Here is a 17,149-nt window from a genome sequence, read left to right as displayed (position 1 = left end):
CCTTCACCCCGTACGCGGGGATGGCAGCCACTCCTGGTGGCCGTGCTGCTGACCGTCTCGTCGGTGTGCGCACTGAGCCTCGGCACTCCCTACGTCCCACCGCACCGGCTCGCCGGTGCGGTGCTGGACGGGGACACCACGCTCGCCGGGATCGTCGTCACCGAACTGCGCGTGCCCCGACTGGTGCTGGCGCTGGTCGCCGGAGCCTGTCTGGGCGCGGCGGGGCTCGTGCTCCAGGAGGCGTTGCGCAACCCCCTGGCGGTGCCGGAGATGTTGGGTGTCTCGTCCGGGGCCGCGCTGGGGGTGGCCGCGCCGCTGGTGCTGGCCCTGTCACTGCCCGCCGCTGTCCAGCCCCTGCTGGCCATCGGCGGGGCCGCGCTCGGCGGCGGGCTCACGCTGCTCGCCGCCGGGCTGGGGCGCAGCCCGTCCGCGGTGCTGCTGACCGGCGCCGCGGTCGCGGCCGCGTTGCAGGCCGCGCTGCTCGTCCTGATGGTCATGGCCGACCAACTCGACCTCCAGCTCATCTACCGCTACCTGCTGGGCTCCCTCTCCGCCCGGACCTGGGACGACGTGACCGGACTGTGGCCGTGGCTGCTCGTCGCGGCCCCCGCCCTCGTGCTGTGCGCGCCGGTGCTCTCGGTGATGCGGCTGGGCGACGAGGACGCGGCGGCCCTGGGCGTGCGCGCCCAGCGGGCGCGGCTGGCCGCGCTGGCCATCGCCGTCGTGCTGATCGCGCCTGTCACGGCTGTGTGCGGACCCGTCGCATGGGTGGGATTCCTCGCCCCGCACCTGGCCCGACGGTTCGACCCTGCCGCGGGAGCGGTGCGCTGGCTTCCGTGGTCCGCCGTATGGGGTGCCGTCGTCGTGGCGGTCGCCGATGTCCCGGCCCGGCTGGCGCTGGCGCCCGTGGAGACGCCGGCCGGTGCCTGGACGGCCTTGCTGGGGGTGCCGGCCGGGGTCGTCCTGATGCGGTCGGGTGGCCGCGGCCGGACGGCCCGGCGCGGGCCGGCCCCTTCCGCTGCCGTGCGCACGCTGCTGCACGGACCGCGGGCCGGGACCTCCGGCGCCGCGGACCGGGCCCCTCGCGCCGGGACGCGGAGGGACGCCCGCCGGGACGAGCCCGGGGCCCGCAGCCCCAGCGGTGCCTCCCCCTTCCCCTCTGGAACGACTGGAACGACTGGAACGGAGGACGCACGGTGAGCCGGCGTTTCACGGCGCTCGCGGCACTGGCCGTCGTGTGCGCCGGGGCGGAACTGGTGGCCGGGCGTGGCATGTCCCCGGCGGAGGTCTGGGATGTCCTGGGAGGCGGGGGTGATGTGACGGAACGCCACATCCTCCTGCAGTTGCGCCTGCCCAGAATGCTGGTGGCCCTCGGCGCGGGCGCGTGCCTCGCCGTGGCCGGACTGGTCCTGCAGTCCGCGCTGCGCAACCCCCTCGCCGGGCCCGAGGTGACGGGAGTGACACCGGGAGCGGTCCTCGGGGCCGTCACCGCGACAGCCCTGGGACTCGCCGGGTGGGACTCGCCCCTGGCCGTGGTCCTCGCCGCGTGCGCGGGCGGATGCGCCGGAGCGGCGCTGCTGTTGCTGCTCGCCGGCCGTGGCCGTGACGATCCCGCGCAGACCGCCGTGCACGGAGTGCTGGTGTCGGCGGTGCTCGGCGGGCTCACCGCCATGGTGCTGCTCGTGGAGCCGGGCGGACTCGGCAGCGTCGTCCAGTGGCTGGTGGGCACCACGGAGGGCCGGGTGTGGCAGCACTGGCACCTGCTGTGGCCGTGGGCGCTCCTCTGGGGGGTCGCGGCCTGGCTGCTGGCCGGCCCGCTGACCCTGCTGCGCTGTGGGGACGACATCGCCCTCGCCGTCGGCCTTTCCGCCCGGCGGGCCCGGACCCTCGCCCTGCTGTGCGCGGTGGCGCTGACGGCGGGTGCGGTGGCCGCCGTGGGGGCGCTGGGCTTCGTGGGGTTGCTCGTCCCGCACCTGGCCGTGTCCCTCTTCGGCGCGGACCTGCGGGCGAGCCTTCCCGGCGCCGCCCTGGTGGGCGCGGTCGTGGTGTGCGGGGCGGACGCGGCGGCGCAACTGTCCTCGCGGCTGCTGGCGGTGGCGCTGGACTCCGGACGGCTCACGCTGCCGGTCGGGGCGCTCACCGCCTGCCTAGGTGCCGCTCTGCTGCTGGTCGTCGTGCGCCGCACGCCGAGCCGTACGTTCTGAAGTCGACTTAAGGACAGAGCATGACCGAGTCCGTGGGGATCCATGTCGAGGGGGTCCACTTCGGCTACCCCGCACGAGCTGTGCTGCGGGGCGTCGACATGACCGTCCGGCCGGGCGAACTGACCGCCCTCATCGGCCTGAACGGCTGCGGCAAGTCGACCCTGCTGCGACTGGCCGCCGGGCTGCTGCGGCCGGACCGGGGGTGCGTGCTGCTCGGCGGGGACGACCTCGCCCGGCTCTCCCGGCGCGCCACGGCCCAAAGGGTGGCACTGCTGCACCAGTCCGCTCCTGCCGTACCGGGGATGACGGTGCGTCACCTGGTGCGACAGGGGCGGTACGCGGCACGTGGCCCGCTGGGCATGCTGCGCGAGGGCGACGACCCCCTCGTGCACCGGGCGCTGCGCGACGTCGGTGTGGAGCAGTGGGCCGACCGCGACGTCGACGCGCTGTCCGGGGGCGAGCGGCAGCGGGTGCGGCTCGCGATGGCACTCGCCCAGGACACCCGCATCCTGCTGCTCGACGAACCGACCACCTATCTGGACCTGCACCACCAGCTCGACGTACTGCAGACGGTGGTCCGCCTGCGCGAGGAACGCGGGCTCACCGTGGTGATGGTGCTGCACGACCTGGCTCACGCGGCCCGGTTCGCCGAACGTGTCGTCGCCCTGCGCGACGGTCGCGTGGCGGCCGACGGAACGCCGAAGGAGGTGGTGACGCCGGGGCTGCTGGCGGACGTGCTGAAGGTGGCCGGCCGGGTCGGCCGGGATCCCGAGGGGGGCTGGCCGGTGTGTTACCCAGATCACCCCCTCTCAGGTATGGAATATGAAAATCAGATTCATTAGAGTGTCGTTGCGGCGTGCGTCCGGACGTCGTATCTCTCTTACGCATAAGGAGAGTTCATGGAAAACGAGCAGGTCTTCGCGCCCATCGCCGACCCGGGTCAGCTGGCCCACGACTCGGCCTCCCACTCCAACGCGCTCGTCGAGAACCCCTTCGAGGACACCGAGGAGTAAACGAGGGCCCCCACCGCCCTCGACCGTGGGTCCGCCCGTTGCCTTCCGGGCGGGCCCACGCCCATCCCGCGCCCGTCGTCAGGAGGATCACCGTGTCCCGCAGCCGGCTCGTCCCCGGTGTCGAGGTCGTCGCCGTGCCCGGGCGGGGCCTCGCCCTCCGTACCACCGAAGGAGAGTTCCTCGGCATCAGGACACGGGACGCGGACCAGGGCACCCTGCTCTCCCTGCTCTCCGGCGCTGCCGCAGTCCCGGCGGACGGGGAACTGAACCATGTCGTGCGGGCCTTCGAGGAGGCCGGCTACCTGACGGGCGAGCCGCAGCACCCGAAGTGGCCCGCCGCCCGGCGGGGCGTCCGGCTGCTGGGCGAACCGGCACTGACGGGACCGCTGGCCGCGCACCTGGCCGCCCTGGGCGCCGAGCCGCGTACGACGTCGCCCGCGACCGGTCCCGACGCGCCGCCGGTGAAGATCGAGGAACTGCTCGACGAGAACCCCGCCGCCGTCGTGTGGTGCCTCGACGGACCCGTACCCGACGGGCTGTGGGACGCCGCCGACCGGCTCCCCGGGCACGGGGTCGCCTGGCTGCGCTGCCACCGCGAGGGCTGGCAGGCGTACGTCGAGCCCCTCGCCGCCGCTCCCGGCGACGTCACCGCGGCCCACGTCCGGGCCCGCCGGCTCGCGGCCACCCCCGCCCACCGGGAACTGGCCGCCTACTGGAGCGGTCCCCGTACGTCCGGCCCACCGGTCCGGCTCACCGTTCCCGCCGCCGTGCTGCTCGCGGCTCTGCTGGCCGACGACCTCAGCCGGTGGGCCACCGGCACCCCCGACGCGGCAGGTCTCCCGGCACGGCGCCGGCTCCGATGCGTCGACCTGCGCACCCTGACCGTCACCGAGCGCCCCGTCCTTCCGGTCCCCGACGTCGCACCGATGCCGAAGAAGGACGGATGACGCCTTTCAGCGCGACGGCCGAAGGCCTCGCCACGGACGTCCGCCTCCCCGACGGTGACAAACCCTTCCCGGCCGTCCTCATCCGCACCCCCTACGACCGTGCCCGGCACCGGGCCGAGGCGCGCGGCTGGGCACGCCGGGGGTTCGCCGCCGTCGTCCAGGACGTGCGGGGCCGGTTCGCGTCGGCGGGGGAGTGGCGCCCGTACGAGAACGAGGCCGCCGACGGGGCGGCGGCGGCCCGATGGATCCGGCGACAGCCGTGGAGCGACGGGCGGCTCGTCGCCGCCGGCGCCTCCTACGCCGCCCACTGCGCTCTCGTCCTCGCCCTCGAGGCGTCCGGCGAGGCCCGGCCGGACGCCGTCATCGCCGCCGTGCCCGCCCTCGGTGCCGCCGAGACGGCGCGCGAACCCTCGGGCGTGGAAAGGCTGCTGGCCCGCGCCGGATGGTGGGCCGCCCACGGCGACCGGCGGGACTCCGACGAGAGCGCGCTGGACAAGTCCCTCACCGCGGACCCCGGCCTGCTCACCCACCTGCCGCTCACCGGCCTCCCCGCGCGGCTGGGGCGGGCCCTGCCTTCCTGGGCGGGCCTGTGGCGTCACCGCGAACACGGCCGGCTCGCGTCGCGGGCTGAGCACGCCGGCATGCCCCTGCTCGCGGTGGGCGGCCACCACGACCACTTCACCGAGGACACCGTCGCGCTGTGGCGCACCTGGGGCGGGCCCTCGGCACGACTGCTGCTGGGCCCCTGGGGGCACGGTCTGGTCACCGCGGCCGGCCCCGACGCCGGCCCCGCCCACCGGGTGAATCTCGGTGACCTGTACGTGCGCTGGGCCCGCCGTGCCCTGGCCGGCGAGCTCGCCCCCGGCCGCCACGGCGCACTGGCGCTCGGCGGCGGCGACCTGTGGCTGCCCTCCGGCACCGACGGCGAGCCCCGCGCACAGCGGCTGCGACTGCTGCACGGCTCCGACTTCACCGCCGACCCCGACCGCCCCGTCCGCTCCGACGACCTCACCGTCCCCACCGGCGGACCGCCCGACCGCTGCCTGCTGGTCACCCCGCCGCTGCCGCGTCCGCTCGACGTGGTCGGACCCGTGCGCGTACGGATGCGGGCCACCGCCCACACACCGTCCGCCGACTGGGCCGCCCGGCTCGTCGCCCTCACACCGGAAGGGGCCGCCGAGCGACTTGCCGCCGGTGTCCTCAGGCGCGAGGAACCGGCAGGCCGGGAAACCGGGTTCACCCTCGAACTCGGCCGGCTCGCGCGTCGACTGCGGGCCGGTACCCGGCTCCGCCTGGAGATCGCCGGACACCACTTCCCGACGCACGCCCGCAACCCCCACACCGGGGAGGACCCGGTCACGGCCGGCCGGCTGCTCGCCTCCCGGCGGGAGGTCGACCCACGGAGCGTGGCACTGATGCTGCCCGTACTCCCGTCCCGTCCCACGTCCACCGATCCCGCCAAGGAGATCCTGCGATGACGACGCTGCCGCTGGAAGCTCTCGTCGACCCCGTCTGCGGCATCGTCCGCAAGGTCAAGCCCGTCGAACACCCCGCGGGCGCCCCGCCCCGCTACACCGCGCTCACCGCCGAGATATCCGACGCCCGCAGACTCGGCCTGTGGCCCGCCGACCGGGTCTCCCTCGGCACCACCTTCGGCGACCCCGGGCAAGCACGTGTCGCGGCGATAGCCGAGGGGATGGAGCGGTACTGCGGCAACCGCGTGCCGCCACCCGGCCACCCCGACGCCCCGCTGCGCGCCACCGCCGCCGAGCTGGCCGGGAAGGGCATGCGGCTCTACGGCCCCGACGACCTGCCCGCCTACGCGCCGTGGCAGTACGCCCGGGAGAAGTTCCCCTATCGCCGCCTCACCGCCGACACCCCGTCCCTGTGGACGCGCGGCACCGAGCGGCTGCCCGACGGACGAACGGCAGAGGTCTGGGCACCCGTCGCCCTCACCCACCTCAACTGGCGCCAGGGCGACCTGCGTGAGCTGCCCCGGACCCACCACCTCAACTACGCGGGCATCGCCACCGGGCAGGGCCTCGACGACGCCGTCGAACGCGCCCTGCTGGAGATCGTCGAACGCGACGCCCTGGAACTGTGGTGGCACCTCGACGGACCGGCCCGCGGCATCGACCCGGCCAGTGTGCCCGGCCTCACCGACGACCTCGCCGGATCCGCGCTCGACGTCCACATCGTGGAGATGCCCTCGGAGTTCGCCCCCTGCATGGCCGCGCTCGTCCACGATCCGCGGCTCGGCCTGTACGCCGCCGGGTTCGCGTGCAAGTACGACCCGGCCGAGGCCGCCCGCAAGGCGGTTCTCGAAGCGGTCCACACCTGGGTGTTCACCCAGGGTCTCACCGACTCCGACGGCTGGGTCTTCCAGGCCGTCGAGGCAGGGCTGCTCGCCCGCGGGCTGTACCTGGAGCACCGCGCCGACGGCCGCTACCTCGACGTGTGCGGCGAGCAGTTCGAGCACGTGCGGGACCTGGGGGCGCACGTGCAGGTGTGGCTGGACGAACGGATGGCGGCCGAGGCACGGCGCTTCACCGAACCCGCCCACAAGACCGTGTCCGCCGACGCGGTCGAGCCCGGCGGGCGGGAGCGGCTGGAGCGCGCGCTGCACACGGGCGGCCACCGCGTCATGACGTTCGACCTCACCACCGAGGACGTGGCCGAGACGTCCCTGCGCGTCGCCCGGGCCCTCGTTTCCGGGCTGCTCCCCAACGCCCCCGCAGCCTTCGGCTACTTCGGCTGCCCACGCCTCGCCGAAGCGGCCGTCCGAAGGGGCTGGCGCACGACCGCACCGGGCGCGCCGGAGGACTTCACGCTGGCGCCCCCGCCGCACATGTGAGGGCCGCTGCCGTGGAACACGCCCACGAGGACCACCCGGTGGACCTCGCCGCCGCGCTGGCCCGCGCCCGTTCCCCGGAGCGTCCCGGGCCCGGCACATCCGCCGGGCCCGCCGTCCGGGCCCGGCCGGGACCGTCGCACCCGATCCCGGAGGCGGGCCCGGCGGACCTCGATCTGCAGGCCCTGCTGCGCCTTTCGCTGGCGGCCTCGGACGACTCCGGTCGGCTGCGGCCCGCATCCTCTGCCGGAGCCCTGCACCCGGTGGACACCGAACTGGTCGTGGGCACCGGCTGCCCCCTGCCACCCGGCCGGTACGGCTACGACCCGCTGCGCCACCGCGTCCACCGCATCGGCCGGCCACCCGGCGACACACCGCCGGGCGTGAGTGCCGAACTCTCCGTGACCGCACGGCGCACGGTCTCCCACTACGGCCACCGCGCCTGGCCCCTGCTGCTGCTGGACACCGGGCACGCCGCCGCGGCGCTCCTTCTCGCGGCCCGCGCACTGGGCGCGGACGAGCCAGAGGTACGGCTGGACGGACTCGCCGGGAGCCCTCTGGCCGTAGTGCGCATCGCCCCGCCCGGCGGGCGGGGCCCGGTACGCCCGCCGGACGGCACGCACCGCCCGCAGCCACCGGCGAGCGCGCCCACTCCCGGTGAACTGCTGGCCCGGCGCAGCACGCCGCCGCCGCTTTCGGGCGCTCCGCCCCCGGACGCGCTGCGGGCGGTTCTCGCCACCGCCGAACGGGCGGGCACCGGTGACCTGCGCTGGTCCGCCGCCGTCGGACCACCACGCCCAGGCCTGGTCGAGCCGGCGGCCGACGGCACCACACTGCGACGGCGTGCGACAGGGGAGGCCCGCCGCACACTCGCGGCCTGGGCCGCGGGCCAGGCGTGGATCGCGGACGCGGGCGCCGTCCTGCTCGCCCGCGGCTGCCCCGCGGACGCCGACACACCGCACATCCGCCGCACCCACCTGCGGGCCGGCTTCGCCGTCCACCTGGCCCATGTCACCGCCCTGCGCCACGGGCTGGCCGCCCGGCCCGTCGGCTCCTGGCAGCAGGCGGACCTCGGTGCCGCGCTCGGCGGAGCCCCGGGCCGGGACTGGATCGTCCACGCCCTGGCCCTCGGTACCCGCCACGCCGACAAGGAGAACACCACGTGATCGTCCACCCCGAGCTGCGCCGCGCCGCCCGGCGCGCACGGCGCCCCCTGCTCACGGCCACCCTCCTGCAGGGCGCCGTCACCCTCACCCACCTCGCTCAGGCTGCCCTGCTGGCCGTCACGCTCGCCGGCCTGGCCCGCGGCGACACCGGCCGGCTCCCGTGGCTGCTCGCCGCGGTCCTCGCCGCCGTCGCCGCCCGCGCCGGGCTCGCCACCTGGCAGCGGCGCACCGCCACCCGCGCCGGAGCCCGGGTCAGGGTGGCCCTGCGGGACGAACTCCTCGCCCACCTCGGACACCTGGGACCCGCGCACCTGACCACCGCGCGCGCCGGGGCCGTACGCACCACCCTGGTCGACGGGGTGGAGGGCGTCGACGCGTACGTCTCGCGCTACCTCCCCCAGCTCCTGATCACCCTCACCGTGCCGCCCCTGGTGCTCGCCGTCCTGGCCGCCGTGGAACCGATGGCCCTCCTCGGTCTCGTTCCCGCGCTGCTGCTGGCCCTGTGCGGCCCGCGTGCCTGGGACCGGCTCCTCGCCGCCCGCGGCAAGGAGCACTGGGACACCTACGAGGGACTGGGCGCCGACTACCTGGAGGCACTGCAGGGCATGCCCGCCCTGCGGGCCGCCGGCGCGGTCGGCCGCACCCGCGCACGCCTGGAGGAGCGCTCGGCGGCGCTGCACCGGGCGACCGTGGCGAAACTGCGGGTGTCCCTGGTCGACACCGGCATCACCGATTTCGCCGTCCAGGGCGGTACCGCCGCCGCCGCGCTCCTCGCGTGCTGGTCGGCCGGCACCGGATCCACCACGGCGACCGGCACCTACCTGATGCTGCTGCTGGCCTCCGAGTGCTTCCGTCCCGTCCGGGACCTCGCCCGCGAGTGGCACGCCGGATACCTGGGGGCCTCGGCCGCGGACGGGCTCGCGGCGCTGCGCACCGCCCGGCCCGCCGTCCGCGACACCGGAACGGCGCCCGCCCACTGGCCGGGACCGCCCGAACTGCGCTTCGAGAACATCGGGTTCACCTACGACGACGCACGGGCACCCACCCTCCACGGTGTCTCCTTCACCGCGCCGGCGGGACGTACGACCGCGATCGTCGGCCCGTCCGGCGCGGGCAAGTCCACGCTCGTCTCCCTGCTCCTGCGCCACCACGACCCGCAAGAGGGCCGAATCACCCTCGACGGGCGCTGCACGACCCGCTACGCCCTCGACTCGCTGCGCCGGGGCATCGCCGTGGTCTCCCAGGAGACGTACCTCTTCCCCACCACCATCGCCGACAACCTGCGTCTGGCCCGACCGGACGCGGCGGACGACGAACTGACGGCTGCGGCGCGGGCCGCCGGCATCCATGACGAGATCGCCGCCCTCCCCGACGGCTACGCCACCGTCCTCGGCGAACGCGGCGCCACCCTGTCCGGCGGCCAGCGCCAGCGGCTCGCCCTCGCCCGGGCCCTGCTCGCCGACGCCCCGGTGCTCGTCCTCGACGAGGCCACGAGTTCGGTCGACGAACGCCGCGAGGCGGACATCGTCCGTGAACTGCTGACCGCCACCGGCGGCCGCACCGTCCTGGTGGTCGCCCACCGGCTCGCGGCCGTCCGGCACGCCGACCGCATCGTCGTCCTCGACGAGGGGCGGGTCGACGCCGTCGGCGAGCACACCGACCTGACCGAGGCGGGGGGCGTCTACGCGCGACTCGTCGAGGCCGGCCACGCCCACCGGGGAGAACTCGCCGCATGAGCAGTGCCGTCGACACCGCCACCACCGACGCGGACCTGCCCGCGCGGGGCTCACTGCGCGCCATGCTCCCCGCCCTCGCCGAGCACCGGGCCATGACGGTCCGCACCTGCGCCGCCGCACTCCTCGAACAGGGTTCCCTCGTCGCCCTGCTGACGCTGGCCGCGCACACGGTGGGAACGGCCGTCGTCGAGGGGCGCGCCCCCTCCACCGCCACCGTCACCGCACTCGTCACGCTCGTCCTCGTGCGCGCCCTGATGACCTGGCGCGAGATGGACCTCTCGCACGACCTCGCCTACCGGGTGCTGGCCGCCCTGCGCGTACGCGTCTTCGACGGGCTCGCCCGCAGCGCACCCGCCCGTGTCGCCGGCCGGCGCAGCGGAGACCTCGCCGCCACGGCCATGGCGGACGTGGAGGCCCTGGAGTTCTTCTACGCCCACACCACCGCCCAGCTCCTGGCGTCGGGGGCGGTCCTCACCGGCTCCACCGCGGTCCTCGCCACGGTGGAGCCGTGGCTGCCGGCGGCCGTGCTGCCGGTCGCGGCGCTGCTCGCGGTGGCTCCCTTCGCCGACGCGCGCGGACGCACGGCGCGCGGGAGCCGTACCCGGACGGCCGTCGCGAGACTGTCGGCCGACACGGTGGAGACCGTCGACGGGCTGCGCGAGCTGCTCGCCTTCGGCGCCCTGACCGAGCGGCGCCGCCGGCTGGCCGAACGCGGGCGGCAGGTGGGCGACGCCCAGCGTGCCGAGGCCACCTGGGAGGCCGTCGCCGCCGCGGTCCGGGACCTCCTCATCGTGGCCGCGGTCCTCGGTGTGGTGGCCGCGGCCGCGCAGTCCGTGACCGCCGGACGGCTGCACGGGGCGTGGGCCCCGGCGGCGATGACACTGGCCCTGTCGGCGCTCGGTCCGGTCGCCGAGTCGGCCCGGGCCCTGAGCCAGGCCGTGGCACTGCGCGCCGCCGCCGCCCGGGTCGACGCGGCCGTGAAGGCCCCCGCTCTCGCCCCGCCGCCCGCCGCCCCCCGCCCACTGCCCCCCGGCCCGCTGGGCGTCCGGCTGCACCGGGTGAGGTTCGACTACGGCAACGGGCCCGTGCTGGACGGCATCGAGCTGACCGTCCGCGCCGGGCAGACACTCGCACTGGTCGGTGCCTCGGGGGCCGGCAAGTCGACCTGCGCCCACCTGCTGGCCCGGTTCTGGGACCCGGCCGAAGGAGCGGTCCAGCTGGTACCCGCCGACGGCGAGCCCGTCGACGTACGGAACGTGAACGACGCGGAACTGCGACGCACCGTCGCGGTGGTGGGGCAGGACACCCCCCTCTTCCACGGCACGCTCGCCGAGAACCTGAGGCTCGCCGCGCCCGAGGCGGACGACGGCCTGCTCACGGCCACGGCACGGCTGTGCGGTGTCGACCTGATCGCCCCGATGGACACCCCGGTCGGCGAGCGCGGCTCCACCCTCTCCGGAGGCCAGCGGGCCCGCATCGCCCTCGCCCGTGCGCTGCTGGTCCAGCCGGCAGTACTCGTGCTGGACGAGTCCACCGCCCACCTGGACAACGCAGGTGACGCCCAACTGGCCGCCGCGCTCCGCGAGGAGGGCCGCACCACGATCGTCATCGCACACCGCCGGGCCACCATCCGCCGGGCCGACCGCATCGCCGTCCTGGAAGCCGGCCGCATCGCCGAGGAAGGCACCTGGGAGGAGCTGGCCGCCCGCCCCGACAGCGCACTCAACCGGAGCCTCGCCCGCATCCCCTCCTGAGGGCCGGGCGCACCGACTGCTGCGACGGCGCCGCCCCGGCCGCGCCCCGGTAAGGCTTAGCGGCGGGTTTAGCGGGAAACGACTATTCCCGAACGATTGCCGCGGCGATGGCCGGTCGACACGGGGAGGCAGCTTACGTGGACACGCCCTTGTATCTGAGGCCGAGGGCGGATCCGCCGCTCGCCTCACTACTGGAGGACCAAACGTTCCTGCACTCACTCGTCGACGCGCTGGGCTCTCCGCTCAACGTCCTGCTCCCCGAGGTCGTCGCCGGGAACGCGGCACGTTTTCGTGACGTCTACCGCCGCCACCACCTCGCCGGGCGGGTGTACTTCGCGCACAAGGCGAACCGGTCCAGCGCGCTGGTGCGGAGACTGGCGGCGGAGGACGTGGCCGCCGTCGGCGTCGATGTCGCCTCTCTGGAGGAACTACGGCACGCCCTGAGCTGCGGATTCACCGGGAGTCGGATCATGGCCACCGGTCCCAAGGACGCCGGGTTCCTCTGGCTGGCGGCGCGTGTGGGGGCGACGGTGAACCTGGACTCGCCCGGTGAGCTGGAACAACTCGCCGGCCTGGTGCGCCGGCATGGTCCGGGCCGGGTCGAGGTGCTGGTGCGCCTGTCCGGATTCGAGTCGGCCGCCGGCCACGGGGGAGCGGGCACCCGGATGCTCTCGCGACGCAGCCGCTTCGGCACCCCGCTGGGCGAGGCGCGGACGCTGCTGTCGGCTCTCGAACAGCACGCGGACGCCGTGGAACTGACCGGTGTCGCCTACCACCTCGACACCACCGGCCTGGAGGAGAAGGCACGGGCGCTGGAGCAGTGCGTGCTGTTCATGGACGACTGCCGGGCGCGGGGGCTCACACCGCGCGCCGTCGACATCGGCGGCGGATTCGGCGTCGGCTACCTCGCCGAGGCCGGGGAGTGGGAGCGGTGGACCACCGCGCTGAGCGAGGCGGTGCTCGGCGGACGCCCACCGCTGACCTGGCGCGGTCACGGCTACGGGCTGCGTAACGAGGGCGGCACGGTGCGCGGAACCGCCGCGCTGTACCCCGCCCACCGTTCCACCGCAGGCCCCGGCTACCTCGACGAACTGCTCTCGCTGCCCGCACCGGTGCTGGGCCGGCCGACCGCCACCCTCCTGCTGGAGCACCTCCACGACCTCTACGTCGAACCCGGTCGCTCCCTGGTCGACCAGTGCGGGCTGTCGCTCGCGCGCGTGCTCGACGTACGGCCCGCGGACTCGGACTCCGGACAGTATCTGGTACGCCTCGGCATGAACGCGGGAGACATGAGTTTCGAGGAGCACGGAGTCCTCGTGGACCCCGTGCTGCTTTCGCGCGGCGAGCCGGAGAAGGGCGAGGAGGAACCGGTCGGCGTTTTCCTCACCGGCAACCTCTGCCTGGAAGCGGACCTCATCACCCGCCGTCTGGTCCACCTTCCCCGGCTGCCGCGTACGGGGGATCTACTGGCCTTCGTCAACACCGCCGGATACGCCATGGACTTCCACGCACACCGCGCGCAGCGGCAGCCGCTCGCCAGAACGGTCGCGGTGGAGCGGCGGGGGGAGTCCTGGCAATGGTGCCCGGACGAGGACTACTGGCCGATCACATCCCCGGGGGGAACACCCGTATGAGGTACGACAGCATCACGGAGGCCATCGGCAACACACCGCTGGTGCGCATCGACCCCGCTGTGCACGGGCTGCGCAACATCGACCTCTACGCCAAGCTGGAGATGCTCAACCCGTTCGGGTCCGTCAAGGACCGGCCCGCCTGGCACATGGCCCGGCCCCACCTGGAGGCCGCGGCCGACGGCGAGGGGACGGTCGTGGAACTCTCCAGCGGCAACACCGCCAAGGCCCTTGCCCTGCTGGCCGGCATGCACGGACTGAGGTTCAAGAGCGTCACCAACCGCATGCGCGTCCCCGAGATCAAGGAACTGCTGCTGCTCCTCGGCGCCGAGATAGAGGAACTCCCCGGGCGCAGCGAGTGTCTCGACCCGACCGACACCGACGACCCGTTGACCCACTTCCATCAGGCGCTCTCCGGCCCGGGCAGCACCTACCTGCACACCGACCAGTACTTCAACCCGCGCAACGTCGAGGCGCACGCGGCGGGCACCGGCCCCGAGATAGTGAAGGACCTGGACGGGCGGGTGCCGGACTGGTTCGTCGCCTGTGTCGGCACGGCCGGTTCGTCGACCGGCGTCGCCAGGGTCCTGCGCGAGCACGACCCGCGGGTACGGGTCCTCGGCCTGGTCGCCCACAAGTCGGACTTCATACCCGGCATCCGCACCATCGACGAGGTGCACCAGGTCGGCCTGTTCGACCCGTCGACGTACGACACCATCGAGTCGGTGACCTCCGGCGAGGCCATCGACGGGATGCTCACCCTGATCCGGCGCTGCGGACTGCTGTCGGGGCCGACCGGAGGCGCCGCCTACCAGGGCGCGGTCCGGCACCTGCGGCACGCCGACGCCGAGCTGGACGACACGGGGGAGCGCCGGACGGCGGTCTTCATCGTGTGCGACCGGGCCGAGAGCTACCTCAGCTACGTGCGTCAGCGCCGCCCGGAACTCCTGGGCCGGGCGGCGGGCCGTGGGCACGCGGCCTCGGAACTCACCGACGCCGAAGCCCGCGCGCAGGCCCGCGTCATCGACGTCGACGACGCCCGGCGCTGGACCACTGCGGGCGATCCCCGTCCGCTCGTCGTCGACCTGCGCAGCCCGCACGCCTACGCCGCCCTGCACATCGAGGGCTCGGTCAACATCGTCGACGAACTGTTCGAGGAACTGCTCCGCGGCGGGCTTCCCTTCAGCAAGCACACTCCCGTGCTGCTGGCCTGTCCCGTCGGCGAGAAGTCGCTGCGCCATGCCGCCGCGCTGACCCGGATGGGCCACCCGGACGTCCGCAGCCTGGCCGGCGGGATCGTCGCCTGGCGGGACGCGGGCGCACCGCTGGTGCGCGAGTGAGCGCCGCGCAGCCGCTTCCCACGGCGGACGGGGAGAAGGACTCGTTGTGGCAGCGGGAGTTGAGGCAGCAGTTCCCCCTCGTCGCCGGCCATCCCGAACTGGCGTATCTCGACAGCGCGGCGACGTCCCAGAAGCCGCGCGCCGTACTGGAGGCCGTGCAGACCTACCTCACGACGTCGAACGCCAACGCGGGTCGCGGCACCTATCCCTGGGCCAACCGGACCACGGAACTGGTGGAATCGACCCGGGAGCGGGTCAAGGAGTTCCTCCACGATCCCGAACCGGGCCGCTCCGGAGTCCACTTCACCAGCGGCACCACCGAGGGCCTGCGCACCGTCGCCCGCGACTGGCTCGTCCCGTACCTCGGCGACGGAGACGAGATCCTCGTCCCGTTCGCCGACCACCGGGCCCACCTGGAGCCCTGGCTCGAGGCCCAGCGGCTGCTGGCCGGGCGGGGCATCGACGTCCAGGTGCGCGCGCTGCCGTACCAGACGGTCTCGGGCGACTACGACCACCGGGCCCTCGGCGAGGTCGTCGGCCCGCGGACCCGCTTCGTGGCCGCCACCCATGTCCACCACGTCTACGGCGGCGACATGAACGTGCACCGCATCCGCGCGGTGGTCGGCCCTGACGTACCGATCTGTCTCGACGCGGCCCAGAGCGTCGGTCACCTGCCGGTCCGTCTCGACGATCCGGCGCTGGACGTCGACTTCGTGGTCTTCTCCGGACACAAGGCGATGGCCCTGCCCGGGACGGGAGCGGTCTGGGCGCGCAACACACGCGGTCCCGCGTTCCGGCCGGACGGCTGGCAGGGCACGCCCAACACCGTGGGCATCGTCTCGCTGCGGGCCGCGCTCGACTGGCTCGACGCGGCCGGTCCCGACCGGATCGCGCGCTGGACGGCAGGTCTCACGACCCGTCTGACCGACCGGCTGCGGCACATCGGTCCGTACGAGCTCCTCGGCTGCCCCGCCAGCCTGGCGGCCGACTCCGCGCTCGCGGCCTCCCAGCGCCGGCACGGCATCGTGACCTTCCGGCACCGGGACATCCCGTCCGACGACCTCGGGTTCATCCTCTTCAGCCACGGCTTCATGGTGCGGGCCGACAGCCTCTGTCAGGCCGGCGCGGACCCGCGGGAGGGGTCGGTACGGGTGAGCCTGCACGTGTACAACACGGTGGAGGAGATCGACCGCCTGCTGACCGTCCTCGCGTCCTTGGCGTGAATGGCAACTGATAACCGTTTCCACCTGTAGATTCGTCACTGTCCAGGAACACGTGAGAGACGGATGAGGTGGCGCGCGCGATGGGCGTGAGCATGGCGACGGCCGGGGAATGGGTGGAGCGCTGGGAGCGGCAGCAGGAGCGGTACGCGGTGGACCGCGAGGAGCGGTTCACCGTGGTCGCGGATGTCGTCGAGCACGCCACCGCCGGCCTTTCCCGGCCCCTCCTGCTCGACCTGGGCTGCGGCCCCGGCTCCCTGGCCGCCAGGCTCGCCGCCCGTTTCCCGGCCGCGGAGATCGTCGCCGCCGACATGGACCCCCTGCTGCTGGAACTGGGGCGCACGCACTATGCCGACGCCGCCCGTTACGTCGACACCGTCATCGGTGAAGAGGGCTGGACCGACACCCTCGGGCTGGAACGTCCCCTGGACGCCGCCGTCTCGACGACCGCGCTGCACTACCTGACGGAACCGGTACTGCTGCGCGCCTACCGCGGCCTCGCGTCCCTGCTCCGCCCCGGCGGCGTCCTCGTCAACGGCGACCACTTCCCGCCGGACACGTCACCGTGCTCGGACCTCACCGCCCATGTGGGCCGCCGCCGGTCGGAGCGCACGGGCAAACGCGCCCAGGAGGACTGGCGGTCCTGGTGGGAGGCGGCGGCCAGGGAGCCGGAACTGGCCGACCTGTTCACGGAGCGCGGGCAACGCCGGCCGGCCCACCGCGAAAGCGGTGAGCAGATGACGGTGTGCCGTCACGCCGAGCTGCTGCGCCGGGCCGGCTTCGCCCATGTCGCGCCGGTCTGGCAGTTCGGCGACAGTGCCGTACTGGTGGCGGTCATGGGCGGCGCGACCGGGGCCGGTTCCCCGGTCGAGGCAGGAGCCGTACGGGAGAGGTGAGCGGCTTCAGAGGGCCAGGCTCATCAGGATCTCGTCCCGGTCGTCACCGGGCGCCCCCCCCGCAGCGCGCCCGGCCACCATCCTCATGTTGGTTCGGTGGCGTGACAGCGACCGTCGCACAGGCGGTCACCGGTCCCCTGGACGGTCACGCGCCGGTGCGGTTCACCAACTGCTCTTGGTGACGCCCGGGAGCTCGTCCGCATGGGCCATCTCGCGCAGGCGGATGCGGGACAGGCCGAAGTCGCGCAGGTGGCCGCGGGGGCGGCCGTCCACGGAGTCGCGATGACCGAAGCCGGGCTGTCGGCCGGTGAGTCGGCAGTGGGCGGACATGGTTCCTCCTCGAGTGCTGTCAGGGGCGAGGGGCAGCACACCGGCAGCTTTATGAAAATGA

Annotated in this window: 14 protein-coding genes and 1 pseudogene; 14 read left to right on the top strand and 1 reads right to left on the bottom strand. The window is 74.4% G+C overall.

The window, feature by feature from the left end; genetic code table 11:
• Positions 1-36: 36 nt before the first annotated feature.
• The 14 genes from HUV60_RS02240 to HUV60_RS02175 all read left to right on the top strand — a co-directional run bounded on the left by HUV60_RS02240 (position 37) and on the right by HUV60_RS02175 (position 16,758).
• A complete protein-coding gene (locus HUV60_RS02240; protein WP_257852590.1) occupies positions 37-1,200 on the top strand; it encodes a FecCD family ABC transporter permease in 1,164 nt (387 codons plus the stop codon).
• Positions 1,197-2,204, top strand: coding sequence for a FecCD family ABC transporter permease (locus HUV60_RS02235; protein ID WP_257852592.1), 1,008 nt, complete (start codon positions 1,197-1,199; stop codon positions 2,202-2,204). The genes HUV60_RS02240 and HUV60_RS02235 overlap by 4 nt, the downstream gene beginning before the upstream one ends.
• Positions 2,205-2,224: 20 nt before the next feature.
• On the top strand, positions 2,225-3,046 hold the full coding sequence (locus tag HUV60_RS02230) for an ABC transporter ATP-binding protein (protein ID WP_257852593.1): 822 nt from the start codon (positions 2,225-2,227) through the stop codon (positions 3,044-3,046).
• A 57-nt stretch (positions 3,047-3,103) separates the two neighbouring features.
• Positions 3,104-3,217, top strand: a complete 114-nt coding sequence (gene amiA, locus HUV60_RS02225) for a streptamidine family RiPP (protein ID WP_240449383.1) — start codon at positions 3,104-3,106, stop codon at positions 3,215-3,217.
• Positions 3,218-3,309: 92 nt separating this feature from the next.
• Positions 3,310-4,164, top strand: a complete 855-nt coding sequence (locus tag HUV60_RS02220) for a hypothetical protein (protein ID WP_257852597.1) — start codon at positions 3,310-3,312, stop codon at positions 4,162-4,164.
• Entirely contained in the window at positions 4,161-5,642 is a 1,482-nt protein-coding gene (locus HUV60_RS02215; protein ID WP_257852598.1) for a CocE/NonD family hydrolase, read from the top strand. The genes HUV60_RS02220 and HUV60_RS02215 overlap by 4 nt, the downstream gene beginning before the upstream one ends.
• Positions 5,639-7,018, top strand: coding sequence for a YcaO-like family protein (locus HUV60_RS02210; protein WP_257852599.1), 1,380 nt, complete (start codon positions 5,639-5,641; stop codon positions 7,016-7,018). Before HUV60_RS02215 ends, HUV60_RS02210 begins: the two co-directional genes overlap by 4 nt.
• 11 nt (positions 7,019-7,029) lie before the next feature.
• The gene (locus HUV60_RS02205; protein ID WP_257852600.1) at positions 7,030-8,181 is read left to right on the top strand and encodes a SagB/ThcOx family dehydrogenase; all 1,152 of its coding nucleotides are present in this window, start codon (positions 7,030-7,032) and stop codon (positions 8,179-8,181) included.
• Positions 8,178-9,917: an ABC transporter ATP-binding protein/permease gene (locus tag HUV60_RS02200; protein WP_257852602.1), complete on the top strand. Its 1,740-nt coding sequence runs from the start codon at positions 8,178-8,180 to the stop codon at positions 9,915-9,917. The genes HUV60_RS02205 and HUV60_RS02200 overlap by 4 nt, the downstream gene beginning before the upstream one ends.
• Positions 9,914-11,671 (top strand): ABC transporter ATP-binding protein, encoded by a 1,758-nt coding sequence (locus tag HUV60_RS02195; protein ID WP_257852603.1) that lies wholly within the window; start codon positions 9,914-9,916, stop codon positions 11,669-11,671. The genes HUV60_RS02200 and HUV60_RS02195 overlap by 4 nt, the downstream gene beginning before the upstream one ends.
• Positions 11,672-11,778: 107 nt before the next feature.
• Positions 11,779-13,305 carry a Y4yA family PLP-dependent enzyme gene (locus HUV60_RS02190; protein ID WP_257852604.1) on the top strand — a complete coding sequence of 509 codons (1,527 nt, stop codon included), beginning with the start codon at positions 11,779-11,781 and terminating at the stop codon, positions 13,303-13,305.
• On the top strand, positions 13,302-14,642 hold the full coding sequence (locus HUV60_RS02185; protein WP_257852606.1) for a pyridoxal-phosphate dependent enzyme: 1,341 nt from the start codon (positions 13,302-13,304) through the stop codon (positions 14,640-14,642). The genes HUV60_RS02190 and HUV60_RS02185 overlap by 4 nt, the downstream gene beginning before the upstream one ends.
• The gene (locus HUV60_RS02180; RefSeq protein ID WP_257852608.1) at positions 14,639-15,865 is read left to right on the top strand and encodes an aminotransferase class V-fold PLP-dependent enzyme; all 1,227 of its coding nucleotides are present in this window, start codon (positions 14,639-14,641) and stop codon (positions 15,863-15,865) included. Before HUV60_RS02185 ends, HUV60_RS02180 begins: the two co-directional genes overlap by 4 nt.
• 80 nt (positions 15,866-15,945) lie before the next feature.
• The gene (locus HUV60_RS02175) at positions 15,946-16,758 is read left to right on the top strand and encodes a class I SAM-dependent methyltransferase (protein WP_257852610.1); all 813 of its coding nucleotides are present in this window, start codon (positions 15,946-15,948) and stop codon (positions 16,756-16,758) included.
• Between the two features lie 162 nt (positions 16,759-16,920).
• Here the strand turns inward: HUV60_RS02175 and HUV60_RS02170 are convergent.
• Positions 16,921-17,043 (bottom strand): annotated as a pseudogene (locus tag HUV60_RS02170) (30S ribosomal protein S14); the annotation flags it as partial.
• Positions 17,044-17,149 lie beyond the last annotated feature (106 nt).

The sequence above is a fragment of the Streptomyces sp. KMM 9044 genome (genome assembly GCF_024701375.2).
Taxonomy (GTDB): Bacteria; Actinomycetota; Actinomycetes; order Streptomycetales; family Streptomycetaceae; genus Streptomyces.
This window is presented reverse-complemented; position numbering and strand designations above follow the sequence as displayed.

Coding starts and splice junctions, on each gene's coding strand:
- HUV60_RS02195 (WP_257852603.1), top strand. CDS start 9,914: ATGAGCAGTGCCGTCGACACCGCCACCACCGACGCGGACCTGCCCGCG.
- HUV60_RS02185 (WP_257852606.1), top strand. CDS start 13,302: ATGAGGTACGACAGCATCACGGAGGCCATCGGCAACACACCGCTGGTG.
- HUV60_RS02175 (WP_257852610.1), top strand. CDS start 15,946: ATGGGCGTGAGCATGGCGACGGCCGGGGAATGGGTGGAGCGCTGGGAG.
- HUV60_RS02230 (WP_257852593.1), top strand. CDS start 2,225: ATGACCGAGTCCGTGGGGATCCATGTCGAGGGGGTCCACTTCGGCTAC.
- HUV60_RS02210 (WP_257852599.1), top strand. CDS start 5,639: ATGACGACGCTGCCGCTGGAAGCTCTCGTCGACCCCGTCTGCGGCATC.
- amiA (WP_240449383.1), top strand. CDS start 3,104: ATGGAAAACGAGCAGGTCTTCGCGCCCATCGCCGACCCGGGTCAGCTG.
- HUV60_RS02190 (WP_257852604.1), top strand. CDS start 11,779: ATGGCCGGTCGACACGGGGAGGCAGCTTACGTGGACACGCCCTTGTAT.
- HUV60_RS02215 (WP_257852598.1), top strand. CDS start 4,161: ATGACGCCTTTCAGCGCGACGGCCGAAGGCCTCGCCACGGACGTCCGC.